Genomic DNA, 19,784 nt, shown 5'->3' with positions numbered 1-19,784 from the left:
GTCGCCGACGACTCCGGCCTCTGCGTGGACGTGCTGAACGGCGCACCCGGCATCTTCTCCGCCCGCTGGGCCGGCAAGCACGGCGGCCGAAGCCGTCCCCGCCACCCGCACGGCTGCTACTCGGCTCGCAGTTCCAGCACCAGGCACTGCTCGGGATCGAGCAGGGGCGCCGCCAGGCCGATCGTGGCCAGCGCCGCGCCCGACACGCGGACCGACCCGGCGGCGATCCACGGCACGGCGGTGCTGGGGTGAGCCGAGGCCGCCTGGAACTCCTGGCAGACCGTCACGGTGTAGGTGAACGCAGGGTCGAGCCCGGGAACGCGGATCCGGCCCGCCACCGAGGACATCGACGACACCAGCTGGAACAGGCCGAACACGGCGTGTCGGCCGTCCTCCGCGACCACGCCGTGCAGGAGTGCCGACGGGTCCGGGTGGTCGGCGCGGACGACGCGCCCGCCGTGCAGCAGCGGTCGCAGCCGCTTGTGCAGGCGGACCCACGCGGTCAGCCGCTCCAGCTCCTCCTCGGAGCACGCCGTGATGTCCCACTCGATGCCGGCGTGGCCGAACAGGGCGGTCGCCAGCCGGATGGGCAGCGGGCTGGTGCGCCCGGTGGTGTGGGCGGTGGCGGCGCCGACGTGGCTGCCGGTCAGCTCCGGGGGGACGAACAGTCCGGTGTAGCGCTGGATGCGCTGGCGCTCGACGGGGTCGTTGGTGTCCGAGGCCCAGATCCGGTCGGTGCGCTCCAGGATGCCGTAGTCGATCCGGGCGCCGCCGGAGGAGCAGGACTCGATCTCCAGGCCCGGGTGGCGCTCGCGCAGCTCGTCCAGGAGGCGGTAGACGGCCAGGGTCTGGGCGTGGACGCCCGCCGTGCCCGCGTGGGCGGCCTCCAGCAGGTCGCGGTTGTGGTCCCACTTCAGGTAGCCGATGCCGTACTCGTCCACAAGGGCGTGCAGGCGCTCGGCGATGTGGGCGTACGCCTCGGGGTTGGCGAGGTCGAGCACCTGCTGGTTGCGGGCGTTCGGCGCGGCGCGGCCTGGGGCGGCCAGGAACCAGTCGGGGTGGGCGCGGGCGAGGTCGGAGTCGGGATTGACCATCTCCGGTTCGACCCAGAGCCCGAACTCCATGCCGAGCGCGCGGACCCGCTCCACGAGGGGGTGGAGGCCGTCCGGCCACACTGCCGGGTCGACGGTCCAGTCGCCGAGGCCGGCGCTGTCGTCGCGGCGGCCCAGGAACCAGCCGTCGTCCAGGACGAAGCGCTCCACGCCGACCCGGGCGGCGCGCTCGGCCAGCTCGGTGAGCCGGTCGAGGCGGTGGTCGAAGTAGACCGCCTCCCAGGTGTTCAGCATCACCGGACGCGGGGTGCGCGGGTGTGTGGGCCGGGCGCGCAGATGCCGGTGCAGCCGGTCGGACAGGCCGTCCTTGCCCTCGCCGGACCAGGCGAAGTAGGCCCACGGGGTCCGGTGGGTATCGCCTGCCGCGAGGCGGATCTCACCGGGCGCGAGGAGCTCGCCGGCGCCCAGGACGGGCCGGTGCTCGGGCAGCAGCTCGGCGTAGTGCACGTGGTTGCCGCTCCAGCCGGCGTGCGCGGCCCAGACCTGGCCGTGCCGGAATCCGAAGCCGGGTTCGCCGACCAGGAACAGGCCGGTCGCGTCGTGCCCGGTGCGGCCGCGACGGGACTCGCGGGCCGTCAGCCCGTGGGCCAGCGGCCGTCGTTGCGGCTCGCGTTCGCGGGCCCACCGGCCGGTGAAGTCGAGGACCTCGCCCGCCTGTTCGCCCACCGGGAGCAGCAGGGCGGCGGAGTCGAGGACGAAGACGCCCGGGCCCTCGTTGGTGATCTCGTGCCGTAGCCGGACGACGCCGTACCGGTCCATCTCGACCTCGGTCGCCACCGCCAGGCCCGCGGCCTCGTCGCGCGCGCGGGCCACGAGCCGGCCGCCGTCGCCCGCCGGGCCGGTCCGGGCGGCCGGCTCGGTCAGGGTGACCGGCTCGGTCGGCGCGAGGTGCAGGTGCGGCGGGACGCCGTCCCGGTGCCCGGCGATGCCGGGTCGCCCGACCCAGCCGTCCACCTGCTGCGGGACCAGCCGCAGCTGCACCGGGGCGTCCACGGAGGCCACCGGCCAGGAGGGGCGCAGGCCGAGCAGCAGCTGGTCGGTCTCGCCGAGCTCGCCGGGGTCGGCGCCCCAGTGCAGGACGACCGGCAGGCCGGGGCCCGAGAGGTCCAGGATCAGGGCGGTCCCGGCCGCGCGGAGCACGGCCGGGACGGGGTGGTGCACTGTCATGCGTTCGTCTTCCGAGGAGGAGTCGTCCGGTGCGGAGGGGTCACAGGCCGATGACGTTCAGCTCGGCGCAGGAGGTCCAGGGGTTGCCGTTGACCTCGGACAGCGCCCGGAAGCGGACGTAACGGCCGCTGGCGGGAGTGAAGTTGACGGTCTTCAGGGTGTTGTCCTTGGCGAAGGTGCCAGTGGCCACCGGGTTTCCCCAGGTGGTGCCGTCGGTGCTGACGTAGAACTCGTACCGGCCGACCCAGCCGTGGTCCGAGTCGTCCTGGCGGGGCAGGTAGGTGAAGCCGGAGACGGTGTGCGAGGCCTTCATGTCGAGCTGGACCTCGTGCGGGCACGCGGGGGCGGGGGAGGCACCGGTCCACCGGGTGTGCCAGAAGGTGGCCATGGAGCCGTCCAGCACGTTGGTCGCCGGGTCGTTCTCCGCAGTCGTCTCCTGGCTGTCCGTGGAGGCCACGGTCCAGCCGGCGCGCGGGAGGATGTGCGGGCCGCCGCCGTCGAGCTGGACGTTGAAGTGGGCGGTGCCGTTCATGGTGAGGGTCAGCACGAGGGTGCTGGTGGCCGGGTCCCAGGTCTGGTTCCGGGTGTAGGGGCGGGACATGCCGGGGTAGTCGTCGAAGGCGATGTTCGGCTTGCCGCCGTTCCAGGTGCCGACGACGGTGATGGTGACGTTGCGGACGTCCCGTGCGCTCCGGTCCGGGAGGGTCTTGCCGCCGACGGTGGTGATCGAGCCGTCGGCGTTCACCACCGGGTCGCCGGCGGAGTCCAGCTTCGGTGCCATGTAGTCCTGGCCGAAGGCGAGGGTGGTGGCCTGGTCGGTGACCAGCGAGAGGGCGTTGGCCAGGTCGAGCCGGTAGTTGAAGACGTGGAAGCCCAGGTTGGACGGGTTCTCCTGGACGATCACGTTGGTGTGCTCGTCGGAGCCGATCGTCACGGAGGCCGTGGGGACGTTGGTGGGGGAGAACACCACCGCGGACTTCTGCTGCACGTCCATCGCGGGGCTGGTGTAGTACCACTGCTTCGCCGCGCCGTCGGAGCGCACCAGCCAGCCGTTCCCGGTGCTCGCGAAGCCCGGGTACAGGCCGTCGTAGTAGCCGGCCGGCCTCGGCGTGGTCACGGTGGTGAACGCGGTGAGGTCGGCGGCCGGCATCGTCGTGGGGACCAGGGACGGCAGGCCGTAGCGCCCGTCGACGGCCATGGCGTTGTTGAGCGACTGGTTCCAGCCCGGGGTGGAGAAGTTGGCGATCCCCTTGGCCAGCACTTGCTGCTGACCGGCGACCTCGGCTCGGGTGGGGATGCTGATCCAGCCGTTCAGCACGCCGCGCAGCAGCGGGTAGACGCCGAACTGCGCGCCCGCGTAGCGGTGGCCGAGCGCGCCGTTGGTGAAGTACGAGGCCTCGGACAGGAAGCAGGTCGCGCCCTGCGAGAGGTCGCGGACGATCGACTGGACCTGGAGCCCCTGCGGGTACTGCAGGATGAACTTCCAGTCCTGCCAACCCGGACCGCCGGGGAAGACACCCCGGCCGTCCAGGCCCCACTTCCACCAGTCGGTCGAGGAGCCCCAGTTGCCGATGTAGCCGGTCAGCCACAGGCCCTTGATGAGCGCGTCGGTGCTGGTGGTGGCGAACGACTCCTTGTTCATGAACACCAGGTTCGCCGCGTTCGTCTTCATCGTCGGCAGGAACGCGGCGTTGTTCTGCATGTAGTCCAGCATCATGCCGTCGGTGCCGAAGATGTTGGTGTCGGTCCAGAAGAAGAACATGCCCTGCCGGCCGGCCACGTCGAACAGGCCGATCAGGTAGTCGCTCAGGTCCGGGCCGTTGTAGAGCTCGGCGGCGTTGAACCCCTTGAAGGTGTTCGGGTGGGTCCGGGCCCAGCTCTGCCACTGGTCGACCGGGATGAGCTGGGTGTTGCCGGTCTCGCCGTTGGCGACCTGTGCGAGGACCGGGATGCCGGCGGCCTCGGCGGCGTCGAGCTGGGACTGGATCCAGTTCGTCGTGGCCGGGACGTTCCGGAGGTGGTTGTCGCCGATGAGGTTGACGTAGGCGTACGGCTTGAGCCAGGCCGGGACGGTGTCCCACAGCTGGGCGAGAGTTCCCTGGTACGGCTCGTCGCTCTGGCCGAAGTTGATCAGGTGCGCCGGGTGGGTCGCATCGATCACCGCGCGCATGGGGGCTCGGGTGGCCGCACGGGCCTCACCGTCGAGCCCGAAGCCGCCCAGTACGGCGGGGGTGGCCGCGCCGGCGCCGATGGCCGCGATCGTGCTGAGGAAGCGCCGGCGGGTGGGGCCGTCGGCGATGGCGTCGTGCGATCTGGACGGGGCGTCGTCTCGGTGCGCCACGGCAGTACTCCTGGGGGTGCGCGGTCCGCCATTGGGCCGCAGTGGGTGGGGAAGCGAACGGTAGGCGAGCGCGTCCGGCGGTGGAAAGCGATTCGAAGGGGGGGATGGCCGGTCTTCATAACCGATGGCGATACGCATTCGCGCAGGCACCTTCGGTTATGGCGCGGGGTTTCGAAAGCTCGTATGGAATCCTTTCGGAATCATTGCGCGACCTGCGGCCCTGACCTACGGTCCTCGCAGCCGGTTACGAAACACGGATCCGAAACGGCCTTGGAATACCCGTGACATGAACCCTGGAGGAAGGAGGGGCCGTGACGGCGTTCGCGTTCGGCGGCGACCCTTCTCCCAGGACGACGACGGCCTCGTGTGCGGCAGCACTTCGGGGCCTCGGCGAGGCGACGCTCACCCAGCTCGCGACCGCCACCGGGCTGTCCCGGCCCACCGTGAAGGAACGGCTGGCGGAACTCCCCGACCTGGTCGAGGTCACCACCGGTGCCACGCACGGCAAGTCGCCCACACCCAGCGGCGGCCGGCCGGCCTCGCGCTTCCGCTTCCGCAGCGAGCACGGCTTCGTGATCGGTGCGGAGATCGGCAAGCACACCGAGCGGATCATCGCCTGCGACATCGGTGGACGGATCCTGCACATCGGCGAGCACCACGAGCCGCAGCCGTTGCCGGGCAGCGAGCGGATCGGCGGACTGCGGTCACGGCTGGGCCGCCTGGTGGCCAGGTTGCGGGCCACCCACGGCAGTTGGCTCGGCCTCGGCGTCTCGCTGACCGGCGGCATCGGCCCCGACGGCCGGATCAGCTACTCGCCGCACCACCCCGACCTGCAGGGCCGCTCACCGGCCGACGTGGGACTGGCGTTCGGTGACGTCCCCGTGATCGTCGAGCACGACCTGAACGCGGCCGCCGTCGCCGAGCACTGATACGGAGCCGCGCGCGGCGCCGACACCTTCGCCCTGGTGCTGGCCTGGCACCAGGTGGCGGCCGGCATCGTCCTGGACGGCCGGATCCACCGCGGCAGCCGGAACATGGCGGGTGAGCTGAACCTGGTCGACGACGGCCCGGCGGCCCCCGAGCACTGGGCCGAGCTGGAATCCGTCCTCCCCGTCCTGGCGGCCGCCGACCGCGGCGACCCGGACAGCCGGGCGGAGCTCGACCGATTCGCCGACCGGGCCGCACGGCAGATCGCCTACCTCACGCTGGCGATCGACCCGCAGCTGATCGTGCTCGGCGGTCCGGTGGCCGGCCGGCGCGCGCTCACCGACCGGATCGACGCGCGGCTGGCGGCCCTGCTGCGGCGCGCCTATCCGCTGGAACTGGCCGTCACCCAGTTCCCGGTCTTCGGCCCCTCGCTCGGCGTCCTGCAGATGGCGCTGAGCAGCACCTTCGACGCCCTGCTCGGCGACCCGGCCTTTCCCGCCCGGATCGACATCGGCCCACTGCTCGCAGCGTTAGCCGACCACCGCCGACGCATGCCCCAGGCCGTCGGCGTCTAGCGGCCCCGCCGCCCCCGCTCTCTTCTCACCCCACCCACCGAGAGGACCTTTCCCATGCCCAGAATCAGAATCGCCGCCGCCGTCGGGACCGCGGCGATGGTCGCCGCGGCGCTCACCGGCTGCTCCGGCTCAGGCTCCTCCGGCGGCTCCGGGCACGCCACGATCACGTTCATGCTCCCCACCTCCTGGGCGAACGTGCCGGGCTTCCAGGACAACGTCCACGCGTGGGAGAAGCAGACCGGCAACACCGTCAAGCTCACCCCGGTGCCGGACGCGAACTACGACGCGCTGGTGCAGGCCCGCCTGGCCGCCAAGAGCGGGGTGGACGTCTTCGCCGGCCAGGACACCGTCAAGGACAAGGCCGCCCTCATGCAGCCGGCCACCGGCCCGTGGATCGACCGTCTCAGCCCGGACGTCCGCAAGGCGATCACCTCCCCCGACGGCACCATCTGGGGCACCCCGAGCGCCGACGGCCTGAACGCCACCGGCGTCATCTACGACAAGGACGTCTTCACCAAGGCGGGCATCACCGCCCCGCCCACCACACTGGCGGACTTCCAGGCCGACCTGGAGAAGGTCAAGGCCACCGGCGCCACCCCGCTGTACGTCAGCGGCAAGGACGGCTGGACGCTGCTCCAGCACCGCAGCGCCGCCAACGCGAACTTCGTGGGCGCGGACCCCCAGCTGGCCGCCAAGCTCGACGCCAACCAGGCCAAGTGGGCCGACATCCCCGGCTTCGCCCCCGAGTACCAGGCCCTCGCGGACTGGGTGGGCCACGGCCTGACCAACGGCGACGCGCTGACCGCCACCTACGACTCGGCCACCGCCGCCCTCGCCGGCGGCAAGGCCGGCGCGATCATCAACGGCACCTGGGCACTCGCCGCCGTCGCCAAGGTCAACCCCTCGGCCCACCTCGGCTTCTTCCTCCTGCCCTCGGCCGACGGCACCACAACTCTCGGGCTCCAGAAGCCCAACCTGCTGAAGGTCGCCAAGTTCTCCAAGGTCGCCCAGCCGGCCCAGGACTTCCTGAACTTCATGATCGACAAGCCGCAGGCCCAGAAGTTCATGGACGCCAACCCCGGCGTCTCCGCCTTCACCGACGTCAAGGCGGCCGACCCCTCCGACGGCGTCACCGACCTGCAGAAGCTCGTCGACCAGGGCGGCTCCGTCATCCCCTTCGACCAGCAGTCGGTGATCCCGCAGCCGCAGGACGACATCATCGCCGCCTACCAGCAGCTGATCGGCAAGCAGACCGACGCCGCCAAGTTCGCCGAGCAGGTCCAGAAGGCCTGGCAGGGGGCCGGCGCCAAGGCCGGCGCCACCGGATTCTGACAGGGCGGACGACGAAACCCATGAGCATCGCTGCCCCAAGGCGGCAGGAAGCGGGGACCGGCCGGCGCGCGCAGGCGGCCGGCCGGTCCCGGCAGGGCGTGGACCGCGCCTACCCGTACGCGTACCTCGTACCGGCGGTCGTGGTCTTCACGGTCTTCTTCCTCCTGCCGGCGTTCTTCGGGATGTACCTGTCGCTCACCGACGCCTCGACGTACGTCCCGGACACCGACTTCGTCGGACTCGCCAACTACGGCCTGCTGTTCGGCGACGGCTCGGCCCTGTGGAACGCCACCGCCAACCAGTTCGTCTACGCGGCCTGCGTGACGGTCGGCAAGACCGTGCTCGGCATCGCGATCGCCTTCCTGCTCGACCGGGCGTTCCGGGGCAGCAAGGCGCTGCGCGTGGTGGTCTACCTGCCGATCATGTTCTCGACCATCGTGGTCGGCCTGCTCTTCGACTACCTGCTCAAGGGCGACGGGCCGGTCAACGCCCTGCTGAAGCCGTTCGGACTCGCGAACGACTGGTTCGGCAGCTTCGACCTCGCGCTCTACAGCGTCACCGCCGTCGACGTCTGGATGGGCGTGGGGTGGACGGTGGTCCTGGTGCTGGCCGCGCTCCAGGCGGTGCCGACCGAACTGATCGAGAGCGCCGAACTCGACGGTGCCAGGGCCTGGCAGGTCGTGCGGCACATCAAGCTCCCGTACATCCGCCACGCGGTCAACCTCGCCGCGCTGATCACCTTCATCACCGGGATGAAGGCCTTCGACCTCATCTACGCCACCACCGGCGGCGGCCCCGGCACGGCGACCGAGGTGCTCACCTCCTACGTCTACAAGCAGCTCAACACCGGCTCGCTCGGCTACGCGGCCGCCGTCAACGTCTTCCAGTTCGCCCTGATCACGCTCATCGCACTGGTCATCAACCGCTTCGTACGCAGGATGGAGGCGACGCCGTGACCCGGCACAGCAGCCGGCGCCGGCCGGGCGGCATCGTGGCCTCCGTGGCCACCTACGCCACCGCCGCCCTGATCGCCCTGGTGTTCCTGGCCCCGCTGGCCCTGGTCCTGCTGACCAGTGTCAAGGGCACCGCGGACGCCCAGACCATGAGCTTCTCGCTGCCCGGCAGCTGGCACTTCGACAACTACCTGACCGTCATCCGCACCGGCAACGCCCTCCAGGCGCTGGGCAACAGCGTGCTGATCGCAACCGCGGTGACCGTGGTCACCGTCCTGGTGTGCTCGCTGGCCGCCTTCGTGATCGCCCGGCGTCCGGGCCGGGTCACCGGCGGCGTCTACAGCTACCTGCTCACCGGACTCATCGCGCCGTTCGCCTTCATCCCGGCGATCCGGTTGCTCCAGGAGATCGGCCTCGGCGGCTCCTACCTGGGGCTGATCCTGACCGACGTCGCCGTGCAGATCCCGTTCATCACGCTGATCTACGTCGGCTTCATCCGGCAGCTGCCCAGGGAGATCGACGAGGCCGCCATGCTGGACGGCGCCGGCTCGCTGCGGATGTTCTTCACGATCATCTTCCCGCTGCTGCGGCCGGTCAGCTCGACCGCGCTGATCCTGGTCTTCACCTACGCCTGGAACGAGTTCCAGAACGTGCTCTTCCTGATCCCCGACGCCGACCGATGGACCCTGCCCATGACCGTCTTCACCTTCCAGTCCACGCACAGCTTCGACTACGGGCTGGTCTGCGCCGACCTGGTCCTCACCATGGTGCCGGTGGTCGCGGTCTACCTGACCGCGCAGAAGTACATCGTCAACGGCATGGTCGCGGGCGCGGTGAAGGCATGACCGAGACGTCGATCGGCCGCGAGGGCCTGCCGACCGAGGTTCCGGCGCGGTTCGACCGCTCGGCCTGGTTCCGCCGGGACCGTTTCGGCATGTTCATCCACTGGGGCGCGTACTCCGTCCCGGCCCGCGATCCGTGGCTGCGCTCGCACGACCGACTCGGGATCGAGGAGTACCGGTTCGCCGTCGACGGCTTCGGCGCCGACGACTACGACCCGCACACCTGGGCGGAGCTCGCCGAGGCCGCCGGCATGAAGTACGCGGTGCTGACCGCCAAGCACCACGACGGGTTCTGCCTCTTCGACTCGGCGCTCACCACGTACGGCAGCATGCACAACGGCATCGGCCGCGACCTCGTCCGCGAGTACCTCGACGCCTTCCGCGCCCGGGGCATCAAGGTCGGCCTCTACTACTCGCTCCTCGACTGGCACCACCCCGACTACCCGCACTACGGCGACTTCATCCACCCCGAGCGGGAGAACCCCGCCTTCGCCGACCACGAGCCCGACCTCGACTCGTACCGGGCGTACATGCACGGCCAGATCCGTGAACTGTGCAGCAACTACGGACAGCTGGACATCCTCTGGTTCGACTTCTCCTACGAGGGCATGGGACCGCAGGAGTGGGGGGCCGAGCAACTCATCGCGATGGTCCGGGAGTTGCAGCCGACCGCGCTGATCGACAACCGGCTGGAGGCCGACGGCGGCGGCCCCGGCTCCATCGTGACCGCCGAACCGACGGTCTACAGCGGCGACTTCGCCTCCCCGGAGCAGATCATCCCGGTCGAGGGCATCCGGGCCGAGGACGGCAGCCCCGTGCCGTGGGAAGCCTGTATGACGATCAACAACAACTGGGGCTACACCGTGGGCGACGACCTGTGGAAGAGCCCGGAGCAGCTGATCACCAAGCTCGTCGAGTGCGTGGCCAAGGGCGGCAACCTGCTGCTCAACGTCGGCCCCGACCCCCGCGGACGGATCCAGCCCGAGGCCGTGGAACGGCTGCACGCGATCGGCGCCTGGCTCGCCGTCCACGGCGAATCCGTCCACGGCGCCGGCCCCGCCGGACTGGGGACCCCGGAATGGGGCTACTACACCCGCACCGGGAACACCCTCTACGCCCACGTCCTGCGCCCCCCGATCGGACCGCTCGCCCTGACCGGCGGACTCGACAAGGACCGCATCGCGAAGATCACGCTGCTCGCCGACGGCCGCGAACTGCAGCAGTGCGACGCCTGGGTGATCAAGTCCTACCCCGACATCCCGTTCGTCCAGTTCGGCGAGGTCGGGCACTTCACCTACCCGCTGCCGGACCCGATCGACACCGTCGTGAAGATCGAGCTGACCGGCCCGCCGAGCACCGCGCAGGCCACGTAGGGCCCGCAACCGTACGCACGGACCCGGACCGCCGGAACTCGACCGGGCGGTCCGGGTGTTCGTCGTCCCCGCCCGTCACGGCCGCGCGCGACGGCCGGTGGCGGCGCTGCGGGCCGGCGCCCGTCAGGGGGCGTTCCAGAGGTTCCTGAGTTCCGTCCAGTCGGGCGGGCCGGCGGGCTGCTCGGCCGTCGTGGAGGGGGTCCGGAGGCCGTCCAGGACGAGGTCGAGGTAGCGCAGGTGCAGCTGGACGGCGCGTTCGGTGGTGGTGGGCAGGCGGGTGTTGAGGTGGCTGAGCAGGAGGGGGATGTCCGCCGAGGTGAAGTCCCGGCGGAGGGTGCCGCCGCGGTGGGCGGCGGCCACCAGGTCGTCGAGTGCCCGCTGGAGGCGCTCGTCCGCGGCGTTGACCTCGTCGGTGGCGGGCAGGCGGCCGCCGATGAGGGTGAGGAGGGAGCTGGTGTCGGGGGAGGACAGTGCGGCCCGGAGGAAGGTGGTGAGTGCGGTCCAGGCGTCGGGGTGGTCGGTCATGGCGGTGCGGGCCATGCCGGCGAGCCGGTTCATGCCGTCCACGCGTAGGGCCTGGGCGAGGTCCTCCTTGGCGGGGTAGCGCCGGTAGAGGCTGCCCATGCCCACGCCGGCGCGGCGGGCGATCTCCGAGACCGGGGCGTTCCAGCCGAGCTCGGCGAAGACCTCGCGCGCCGCGCGCAGGACCAGTTCGTCGTTGCGGTCGGCTTCCTTCTGGCGTCCGCGGGGTGGTCCGGTGCGGTCGGCGCGCATGTTCGTGCTCCTTCGGCGCGGCGGTCGGCGCCGCCCCGTTCCGTGCGGGGGCGGCGCCGACGCGGGTGTCATTACTGGCCGGTGCGGCTCGCAGCCAGTGGTACCACGTCGGACTCGGGGGCGGGGTCCTGGTGGTGCGGGCGGATGCGCAGGGCGCCGGTGAGCAGGATGCCGAGGGCGCCGAGTGCGGCGGCGACCCAGAAACCTACCGTGAAGGCCTGCTGGGAGGGGACGTGGGTGCCGTGGACGGTGAAGGTCTGCAGGAAGACGACGGAGACCTGGCTGCCCACCGCGCTGCCGACCGTGCGGACGACGGTGTTGAGGCCGTTGCCGGCGGCGATCTCGCGGCGCGGCACGAGGGTCGCGACGAGGTCGGCGAGCGCGGCGTACCCGTAGCCGGCGCCGAGGCCGACCAGGCAGAACCACACGGCGAGCTGCCCGGGGGAGGCGTGGAAGAGCGCGGTGAGTACGGCTCCGGCCGTCATCAGCGCCATGCAGGCTCCCAGCGGAGCCCGGCTGCCGAACCGGCCGCGCAGCCACTGGGCGCTGCGCCCGCCCAGCACGACGAAGCACGAGCCCGGGAGCATCAGCAGTCCGGCCTGGACGACGGACAGGCCCGCGCCGTAGGAGGCCGCCGGGCGCAGCGCGGGCGGCAGTCCGCCCGGCAGCTGCAGGAGCTGCGGGATGAGGACGTAGAAGAAGAACGGCACGATGCCGATCAGCAGCGCCGCCAGGTTGGTGACGAGCATTGGCGGGTGGGTGATGTGCCGCAGGTCGAGGATCGGGTCGGTGCGGCGCGAGGACGAGACGCCGAGCGCGACGAAGAACATCGCGGCGGTCGCGAAGAGCAGCAGTACGCCGGTGGAGAGCCAGCCCCACTTGTTGCCCTCGGTGATCGCCAGGAGCAGGGCGACGACGGCGACGGCGAGCAGGAAGGCGCCCTGCAGGTCGATGCGCTTGCTGTGGCGTTCGGGGCTCTCCGGCACCCAGGCGACGACGACGGCGATGGCGACGGCGGTGAGCAGGGCCTCCGCGCCGAACATCCAGCGCCACGAGGTGTGCTGGATGATCAGGCCGCCCAGGACCAGCCCCGCACCGGCGCCGCCGCCGAGCATGGCGGTGGTGATGCCGAAGCTGGCGGCGACGCGTTCGCGGGGCATGGCCTCACGGACGATGGCCAGGGCCAGCGGGAGCGAGGCCATGGAGGCGCCTTCCACGGCGCGCATGCCGATGAGGACGCCGATGTTCGGCGCGGCCGCGGCTCCGACGGTGCTGACAAGGAACACGGCCAGGACGATCACGAGGAGCCGCTTGTGGCCGTAGCGGTCGCCGAGCAGGCTCAGGACCGGGGTGAGGACGGCGGCGCCGAGCAGGAACGCGGTGACCAGCCAACCCGCCGTGGCGGTGTCGGTCTGCAGGCGGTTCGCGAGCACGGACATCGCGGGGATGACCATGGTCTGCATCAGCGAGTAGGCACCCACCGCGGCGAGCAGCGCGGCGAGCACGAGGTTCGGCCGGTGGTGGCGGTGGCCGGTTCTGTTGTCGTCCACGGACGACTCCTCCATCTCGGGTTGGCGAGGGCGGCATCACAGCCGCGAGAGCGGGGTGATCCGCTCGGCACGCGGCCCGGGCGCGTCGCGCTCCTGCGCTGCGAGCCGGATAGGCCGACGTCTCCACCATAACGGATCGGAGCGCTCCGCTCCGATAGGGAGGGTGCTCACGCACTGCGGCCATCGGTCACGGTCCGTCGCGGAGGGCACGGCCGAGAGCCCGGTACTAGTCTGAAAACCGAGGCGACGTCCGGCCGAGGACGATGCCGCTGTCTCGGGGACTCCTCTCAGCCGTCGGACGACGGGAGGCCCGCATGAACCACCGTGCCGAGAGCTGATCCGGGCTGATGCACGGAGTCGACGACCACGGCGCCGCGGGTGCTGACCGAGGTGGACCCGGGCAAGGCCGGTCGGGCCGGGGTGGACCCGGGCAAGGCCGGTCGGGCCGGGGTGGACCCGGGCAGGATCAATCGGCCCTGGGCGGGCTGCGCTCGCGGTTGCGGGTCCACGGCGTCGCCGGGCAGGTGTTCGTGTGGCTGCTGGTCGTGGTGGTGCTGTTGGTCGGCGCGGCGCTCACGACGCTCGTCCTGCAGGCCCGCAGCTACGCCACGAACGTGGCCGCCGGCCGCACCCGTGCCGCGGCCGTCGCGCTGGCGCGGGACCCCGGTGTCATCAGCGCGATGGACGGCCCCGATCCGACCGCCGTACTGCAGCCGCTGGCCGACGAGGTCGGGAAGCAGGGCCGGTTCGACTACATCGTGTTCGCCAGCCCGGCCGGGATCCGCTACACGGCCGAGAGCCCCGAGCTGATCGGGAAGCACGTCGTCGGCCCGTTCGAGCACGCCCTCACGGGGCCGACCACCGACAGCTTCGACACCCCCGGCGGGAGAGTCGTCGAGTCCGGGGCCCCGGTCAGCAGACCGGACGGCTCGGTCTCCGGAGTGGTGGGGGTCGGGATCACCGTCGCGCACGTGGGCAGTGCGGTGAGTCGGCAGCTGCCGCTGCTGTTCGGCGGCGCGGCGGTCGCGATCGCCGTCGGTACGGGCGGGGCACTGCTGGTGCGGCGGCGGCTGGAGCGCCAGACCCACGGCCTCGGCCCGGCCGAGATGACGCGGATGTTCGAGCACCACGAGGCGGTGCTGCACGCGGTCCGCGAGGGTGTGCTGATCGTCGGCGAGGACGGGCGGGTCCTGCTGGTGAACGACGAGGCCCGTCGGCTGCTGGAGCTGCCGCCCCGGGTGGAGGGGCGGCCGGTCGCCGAACTCGGGCTCGATCCCGGGCTGGCCGGGCTGCTGGCCTCCGAGCGCACCGCGACCGACGAGGTGCACCTGGCCGGTGACCGGCTGCTCGCCGTCAACAACCGTCCCACCGCACCGTTCGGCGGCGGGGCCGGCAGCGTCGCGACCATCCGGGACACCACCGAGCTGCGGGCACTGGCCGGGCAGGCCGAGGCCGCGCGGGCCCGGCTGCGACTGCTCTACGACGCCGGGCTGCGGGTCGGCACCACCCTGGACGTGGCGCGGACCGCGCAGGAGCTGGCCGACGTGGCCGTTCCCCGGTTCGCCGACTACGCCACCGTCGACCTCGCCGACGCCGTACTGCGCGGCGAGGAGCTGTTCTCGGACCTCGGCACCGGGCAGGGCCCGCGGATCCACCGCACGGCCACCAGCGGCAGCGGCGACGACTGGCCGTTCATGCCCGTGGGCACGGAGATCAGCCCGCTCCCCGGCACCCCCGAGGAGCGGGCCCTGGAGACCGGGCGCGCCGCGCTGACCGACGACCTGCGCCACGAGCGGGCCTGGCGGGCGCGCGCCCCGGAGGCCGCCGACCGGGTGCTCTCGTACGGGATGCACTCGCTGATCACCGCGCCGCTGCGGGCGCGCGGCCAGACCCTGGGCACCGTCGACTTCTGGCGGGCGGGCGAGTCCGCGCCGTTCGACGACGAGGACCTCTCCTTCGTCGAGGAACTGGTGGCCCGCACGGCGGTCTGCATCGACAACGCCCGCCGCTACACCCGTGAGCACCGGATGGCCGAGACGCTGCAGCGCAGCCTGCTGCCCCGGCGGCTGCCCGAGCAGAGCGCCATGGAGGTGGCCTACCGCTACCTGCCGGCGCTGCACGGGGTCGGCGGGGACTGGTTCGACGTCATCCCGCTGCCCGGGTTCCGGGTGGCCCTGGTCGTCGGCGACGTCGTCGGCCACGGCCTGCACGCCGCCGCCACCATGGGCCGGCTGCGGACCGCGGTGCTCAACTTCGCCGCCCTCGACCTGCCCCCGGACGAACTGATCGCCCGCCTCGACGAGCTGATCACGCGGCTCGACCAGCACGACACGGCCGGGGCGGCGGACGACGGCGAGAGCGCGCCCGTCACCGGGGCCACCTGCCTGTACGCGGTCTACGATCCGGTCTCCGGGCAGTGCACCATGGCACGGGCCGGGCACCCGCCGCCCGCGCTGGTCCACCCCGACGGCAGCGTGGAGTTCGCCGACCTGCCGGTCGGTCCGCCGCTCGGCGTGGGCGGACTGCCCTTCGAAACCACCGAGCTCCGGCTGGAACCCGGAACGGCACTGGTCCTCTACACCGACGGGTTGGTCGAGAACCGGGACCGCGATCTGGACGCCGGGCTCGCCGAGCTGAGCCGTTCGCTGGCGGGCGCCCGGGGCCACCCCTCGCCGGAGGACACCTGCCGGGCCGTCTTCGACGCGATGGTCCCACCGCGGCGCAGCGACGACATCGCGCTCCTCGTCGCCCGCACCCGGCTGCTCGATGCCGATCAAGTGGCCGTCTGGGACGTGCCGTTCGACTTCGCCGCCGTCTCGCGCATCCGCAGGGAGTGCACCGACCGGCTGACGGCCTGGGGGCTGGAGGAGCTGAGCTTCACGGCCGAGCTGATCCTCAGCGAGCTGATCACCAACGCCATCCGCTACGGTGCCGAGCCGATCCGGGTACGCCTGCTACGGGACAGCGGGTTGGTCTGCGAAGTCTCCGACGGCAGCAGCACCGCCCCGCACCTGCGCTACGCCGCCACCACGGACGAGGGCGGCCGGGGCCTGTTCCTGGTGGCGCAGCTGGCCGAGCGGTGGGGCACCAGGTACACGGCCCGGGGCAAGGTGATCTGGTCCGAGCAGCCCCTGACCGCGCCCGAGTTCCAGTTCGAGGCGCTGCCGGCGTGATGCCCCGAGCGGCGTGGACGAGGACCACGTGACCGGTACCGGGCGCGCTGCCGGGCCGGGCCTCACCGACGCCAAACGGGCCCGGCGGGTCTGTCGCAGAGCTGTGACAGAGCGGTGCCGGATCCCTTACGAGTTCCTCATGACGTGCACGTAGGGTCCTCCTCATGGCAGAGAAGCGGGCGGGGAGAGGTATGCGGAAGTTCGGGCACGGGTTGCGGCTGATCGGGATCAGTGTGGTCGCGGGTGTGGTGGCGGCCGGGATCGCCCTGCCGGCGGTGGCGGCGGCCGGGTTGGGGGCCCAGTCGGCCGCGGACGACTTCGAGAACCTGCCCGACGACTTCAAGACGCCCGCGCTGTCGCAGGCCTCGACGATCCTCGACGCCCAGGGCGGCACGATCGCCACCGTGTACGACCGTGACCGCACCGTGGTCCCGGGGGACCAGATATCCCCCCTGGTGAAGACCGCGCTGGTGGACATCGAGGACAACCGCTTCTACGAGCACGGCGCGATCGACCTCAAGGGGGTGCTGCGCGCCGTGGACAAGAACGCCTCCTCGGGCACCACCGCGCAGGGCGCGTCGACCCTGACCCAGCAGTACGTGAAGAACGTCTTCGTCGACGAGGCGGGCGACGACCCGGCGAAGGTCCAGGAGGCGCAGCGGCAGACCATCGGCCGCAAGATCCAGGAGCTGAAGTACGCGATCAAGCTCGAGGAGACCCTGAGCAAGGACCAGATCCTCACCAACTACCTGAACATCACCTTCTTCGGGGAGAAGGCCTACGGCGTCGAGGCGGCAGCGCGGCGCTACTTCGGCGTGCACGCCAAGGACCTCACCCTGCCGCAGGCCGCGATGCTGGCCGGCCTGGAGCAGTCGCCCACCAACTACGACCCGGTGGTCAACCCGACCGCCGCCAAGGAGCGGCGCGACACCGTGCTGCGCAAGATGGCCGAGTACGGGCACATCACCAAGGAGCAGGCCCAGCAGGCGATCGCGACCCCGCTGGGGCTGAACGTCCAGGCGCCGCAGCAGGGTTGCATCCTGGCCAAGCAGGGCGAGGGCTTCTTCTGCGACTACGTGCGCAAGGTGGTGCTCACCGACCCGGCGTTCGGGAAGACGGCGGCCGAGCGGCAGGCGGTCTGGAAGCGCGGCGGACTGCAGATCCACACCACGCTCGACCCCAAGGCGCAGGCGGCGCTCTACACCTCGGTCACCGGGCACGTGAACGCCGGGGAGCAGGCGGCGACCGCGATGAGCATCGTCGAGCCGGGCACCGGCAAGATCCTCGCGATGGGGCAGAGCCGCCCGTACGGCGTCGACGACAAGCAGCACCAGACCCAGATCAACTACAACGCCACCAAGGCCATGGGCGGCGGGCTCGGCTTCCCGACCGGGTCGACGTTCAAGCCGATCGTCGCGGCGGCGGCCCTGGAGAGCGGCCTCACGCCGAGCCAGAGCTACACCACCGACTACAGCATCCCGTGGCCGGCGATGAAGGACTGCTCGGGCGCGAAGTTCCCGTCGTCCGGGCAGGTGCACAACGACAGCCAGTCCCTGACCGGCCAGTTCACCATGAAGACGGCCATGGCGCAGTCGGTCAACACCTACTTCGCCAAGCTGGAGGCCGACACCGGGCTCTGCAACGTCGCCCAGATGACCAACAAGCTCGGCATCACCCAGCAGGCGGGCGGTGAGAAGCTCCAGGTGGTGCCGTCGATGACGCTCGGCAGCAACGACCTGACCCCGCTGACGATGGCGGCCGTCTACGCGGCCTTCGCCGCCCACGGCACCTACTGCGCGCCGACCGCGATCACCTCGGTGACCGGCCCGGACGGCAAGCCGCTGGCCGTGCCGCAGGCGAACTGCTCGTCCGTGATGTCCACCGACACCGCGGACACCGTCACCGCGATGCTCAAGGGCGTCGTGGACGACGGCACCGGGAAGATGGCCGGCCTCACCGGCCGCGACAGCGCGGGCAAGACCGGCACCACCAACGAGAGCCGCCAGGTCTGGTTCGTCGGCTACACCCCGGAGATGGCCGGCGCCACCGTCGTCAGCGACACCGACAACCCGAAGCCGCTGGACGGCCAGAAGATCGGCGGCAAGGTGATCGACCAGGCCTTCGGCGGTACCCTGGCCGGCCCGATCTGGCGCGACGCGATGGACGGCGCCCTCGACGGCACCCGGGCCGGCACCTTCCCCCCGGTCCAGCTGCCGTAGCGGGGCCGCGCCCCGGCGCCGCGCGCCCGCAGCACGGGCGCAGTCCGCACGCCGTCGACCCACTCGCCCCACGGGGTGGGTGGGTCGACGGCTTCGTCGTGCCGTCCGCCGGGAGGGGGTGGGCGGTGTGTGGGCGCGCGGCAGTAGTGTGCAGGGCTGCGGAGTTGACTGGGTGTCCGGTGGGGGCAGAGACCGCGTGAGGACTGTGGCGTGACGTACGGGGATCAGAACCCTTTCTCGTGGCCGGGACAGGGGCAGGGGCAGGGCCGGGGACAGTGGCCGGGCCCGGGGCAGTGGCAGCAGGGGCAGCAGCCGCAGCGCGGCGTCCCGCTGTGGCAGCGGTTCCGGGGCGGCGGGGAGTGGCCCACCCTGCGGGAGCTGGTGGCGCCCGCGCGACGGGCGGTCGGCGGGTGGGTGTGGCTGCCGGTGGTGTTCTGCCTGTGGCCGTTCCTGTTGTTCCTGGGGCTCTACCCGATGGCGCGGTCGGCGCGGCGGTTGGCGCGGCGGGTGTTCGTGGTGCCCGGGCCGCGGGGGATCGGCGATCGGGTGGTGCTGCGGGTGCAGCGGATCCGGGGGTGGCTGGCGCTCGCGGCGGGGTTCACGGTGCTGGCGGTGTACGGGTCGCCGGACGACTGGAGCGAGGCCAACGATCAGTGGGAGCTGCGGCTGGTGATCACACCGTGGCTGGTGCTGGTGACGGCGCCGGTGGTGGTCGGGGTGCTGTTCCGGCTGGCCGGGCCGACCGCGCGGCCCGCGATGCGGGCGCAGGTGCGGCCCGCCGTGCTGATGGCGCTGCAGTACGTGGGCGCGTGCACGGCGGTGCCGGTGCTGCTCTGGCTCTCCCAGCAGGTACAGGGGTCGGTGCAGGTGCTGTTGGTCGGCCAGCTGGTCGACATCCTGGCGCTGGCGGTGCCGGTCTGGGTGCTGATGTTCGTGGCGTTCGCCTCGCCGACGGTGGTCCGGACGGCCTTCACGATGGACCGGGTGCACGCGGTGTTCCCGCCCGTGCTGACCGTGGTGCTGGTGTGGGAGCTGGCCGTGATCGGGCTGGCGATCGGCGGGCTGCCGCCCGGCCCGCTGTGGGTGCAGCTGTGTTCGATCGTCGGCGGGCCGGCGACGGTCACCGCGGTGGCCTGGTGGGAGGTGCACCGGCTCCGTACCCGCTTCGGGGTGTCCCTGCGCGGGGCGGGGGCGCGTGACTGACGGGGACCTCACATCCGCCGGACGCTCGGCACGCTGGTCAGCATCGGGAGGGTGAACCCGCCGTCGGCGGCGTCGACCGAATGATCCGGCGCCGGCGGGGAATTGATGCCGGGTGCTTCGGCTCCGCCGGATACCCATGGAACAAGTCCTCTGATACGTCGGGCAAATGAGTCCGATGGGGTATTAACTCTCGACGGAATTAGTGAAGTTGCCGGACCGGACGGCGGATACGGGGCGGGATTC

At 71.7% G+C, this 19,784-nt stretch carries 13 protein-coding genes and 1 pseudogene; 10 read left to right on the top strand and 4 right to left on the bottom strand.

What is annotated here, in order from left to right; translation table 11 throughout:
* A pseudogene (locus tag ABTY56_RS31015) lies at positions 1–84 on the top strand (non-canonical purine NTP pyrophosphatase); the annotation flags it as partial.
* Positions 85–116: 32 nt separating this feature from the next.
* Here ABTY56_RS31015 and ABTY56_RS31010 read toward each other — a convergent pair.
* Both ABTY56_RS31010 and ABTY56_RS31005 read right to left on the bottom strand, forming a co-directional pair.
* Complete coding sequence (locus ABTY56_RS31010; RefSeq protein WP_350632671.1) at positions 117–2,279, bottom strand: alpha-galactosidase; 2,163 nt, start codon at positions 2,277–2,279, stop codon at positions 117–119.
* A gap of 40 nt (positions 2,280–2,319) precedes the next feature.
* The gene (locus ABTY56_RS31005) at positions 2,320–4,620 is read right to left on the bottom strand and encodes a discoidin domain-containing protein (RefSeq protein ID WP_350632670.1); all 2,301 of its coding nucleotides are present in this window, start codon (positions 4,618–4,620) and stop codon (positions 2,320–2,322) included.
* 311 nt (positions 4,621–4,931) lie between these two features.
* On the opposite strand from ABTY56_RS31005, the gene ABTY56_RS31000 reads away from it, so the two are divergent.
* Genes ABTY56_RS31000 through ABTY56_RS30975 form a run of 6 tightly spaced genes read left to right on the top strand, consistent with a single transcriptional unit; the run spans position 4,932 to position 10,622 of the window.
* Positions 4,932–5,549, top strand: a complete 618-nt coding sequence (locus tag ABTY56_RS31000) for a hypothetical protein (protein WP_350632669.1) — start codon at positions 4,932–4,934, stop codon at positions 5,547–5,549.
* 36 nt (positions 5,550–5,585) lie between these two features.
* Positions 5,586–6,122 carry an ROK family protein gene (locus tag ABTY56_RS30995; protein WP_350632668.1) on the top strand — a complete coding sequence of 179 codons (537 nt, stop codon included), beginning with the start codon at positions 5,586–5,588 and terminating at the stop codon, positions 6,120–6,122.
* A 54-nt stretch (positions 6,123–6,176) separates the two neighbouring features.
* The gene (locus ABTY56_RS30990; protein ID WP_350632667.1) at positions 6,177–7,454 is read left to right on the top strand and encodes an ABC transporter substrate-binding protein; all 1,278 of its coding nucleotides are present in this window, start codon (positions 6,177–6,179) and stop codon (positions 7,452–7,454) included.
* 20 nt (positions 7,455–7,474) lie between these two features.
* Positions 7,475–8,410 carry a carbohydrate ABC transporter permease gene (locus ABTY56_RS30985; RefSeq protein WP_350632666.1) on the top strand — a complete coding sequence of 312 codons (936 nt, stop codon included), beginning with the start codon at positions 7,475–7,477 and terminating at the stop codon, positions 8,408–8,410.
* Entirely contained in the window at positions 8,407–9,252 is an 846-nt protein-coding gene (locus ABTY56_RS30980; RefSeq protein ID WP_350632665.1) for a carbohydrate ABC transporter permease, read from the top strand. Before ABTY56_RS30985 ends, ABTY56_RS30980 begins: the two co-directional genes overlap by 4 nt.
* Positions 9,249–10,622 (top strand): alpha-L-fucosidase, encoded by a 1,374-nt coding sequence (locus ABTY56_RS30975; RefSeq protein ID WP_350632664.1) that lies wholly within the window; start codon positions 9,249–9,251, stop codon positions 10,620–10,622. Before ABTY56_RS30980 ends, ABTY56_RS30975 begins: the two co-directional genes overlap by 4 nt.
* A 123-nt stretch (positions 10,623–10,745) precedes the next feature.
* Here the strand turns inward: ABTY56_RS30975 and ABTY56_RS30970 are convergent, their stop codons facing one another.
* On the bottom strand, positions 10,746–11,396 hold the full coding sequence (locus ABTY56_RS30970; RefSeq protein WP_350632663.1) for a TetR/AcrR family transcriptional regulator: 651 nt from the start codon (positions 11,394–11,396) through the stop codon (positions 10,746–10,748).
* Positions 11,397–11,467: 71 nt separating this feature from the next.
* Positions 11,468–12,946: an MFS transporter gene (locus ABTY56_RS30965; protein WP_350632662.1), complete on the bottom strand. Its 1,479-nt coding sequence runs from the start codon at positions 12,944–12,946 to the stop codon at positions 11,468–11,470.
* A gap of 347 nt (positions 12,947–13,293) precedes the next feature.
* Here ABTY56_RS30965 and ABTY56_RS30960 point away from each other — a divergent pair, with 347 nt between their 5' ends.
* The 3 genes from ABTY56_RS30960 (at position 13,294) to ABTY56_RS30950 (ending at position 19,541) form a co-directional block, all read left to right on the top strand.
* Positions 13,294–16,119, top strand: a complete 2,826-nt coding sequence (locus ABTY56_RS30960) for a SpoIIE family protein phosphatase (RefSeq protein WP_502893220.1) — start codon at positions 13,294–13,296, stop codon at positions 16,117–16,119.
* 164 nt (positions 16,120–16,283) lie between these two features.
* The gene (locus ABTY56_RS30955; RefSeq protein ID WP_350632660.1) at positions 16,284–18,338 is read left to right on the top strand and encodes a transglycosylase domain-containing protein; all 2,055 of its coding nucleotides are present in this window, start codon (positions 16,284–16,286) and stop codon (positions 18,336–18,338) included.
* Between the two features lie 210 nt (positions 18,339–18,548).
* Positions 18,549–19,541: a hypothetical protein gene (locus ABTY56_RS30950; RefSeq protein WP_350632659.1), complete on the top strand. Its 993-nt coding sequence runs from the start codon at positions 18,549–18,551 to the stop codon at positions 19,539–19,541.
* The last annotated feature ends 243 nt before the right edge of the window (positions 19,542–19,784 follow it).

The sequence above is a fragment of the Kitasatospora sp. NPDC097691 genome (assembly GCF_040302665.1).
In the GTDB taxonomy this organism is placed as follows: Bacteria; Actinomycetota; Actinomycetes; order Streptomycetales; family Streptomycetaceae; genus Kitasatospora.
Note: the sequence above shows the minus strand (reverse complement) of the source record. Positions and strands in the feature narration are given on the sequence as shown.

Bases quoted from the DNA above. Each gene is read 5' to 3' on its own strand.
- ABTY56_RS30960 (WP_502893220.1), top strand. From the start codon at position 13,294: ATGCACGGAGTCGACGACCACGGCGCCGCGGGTGCTGACCGAGGTGGA.
- ABTY56_RS30955 (WP_350632660.1), top strand. From the start codon at position 16,284: ATGGCAGAGAAGCGGGCGGGGAGAGGTATGCGGAAGTTCGGGCACGGG.
- ABTY56_RS31010 (WP_350632671.1), bottom strand. From the start codon at position 2,279: ATGACAGTGCACCACCCCGTCCCGGCCGTGCTCCGCGCGGCCGGGACC.
- ABTY56_RS30975 (WP_350632664.1), top strand. From the start codon at position 9,249: ATGACCGAGACGTCGATCGGCCGCGAGGGCCTGCCGACCGAGGTTCCG.
- ABTY56_RS30985 (WP_350632666.1), top strand. From the start codon at position 7,475: ATGAGCATCGCTGCCCCAAGGCGGCAGGAAGCGGGGACCGGCCGGCGC.
- ABTY56_RS30970 (WP_350632663.1), bottom strand. From the start codon at position 11,396: ATGCGCGCCGACCGCACCGGACCACCCCGCGGACGCCAGAAGGAAGCC.
- ABTY56_RS30990 (WP_350632667.1), top strand. From the start codon at position 6,177: ATGCCCAGAATCAGAATCGCCGCCGCCGTCGGGACCGCGGCGATGGTC.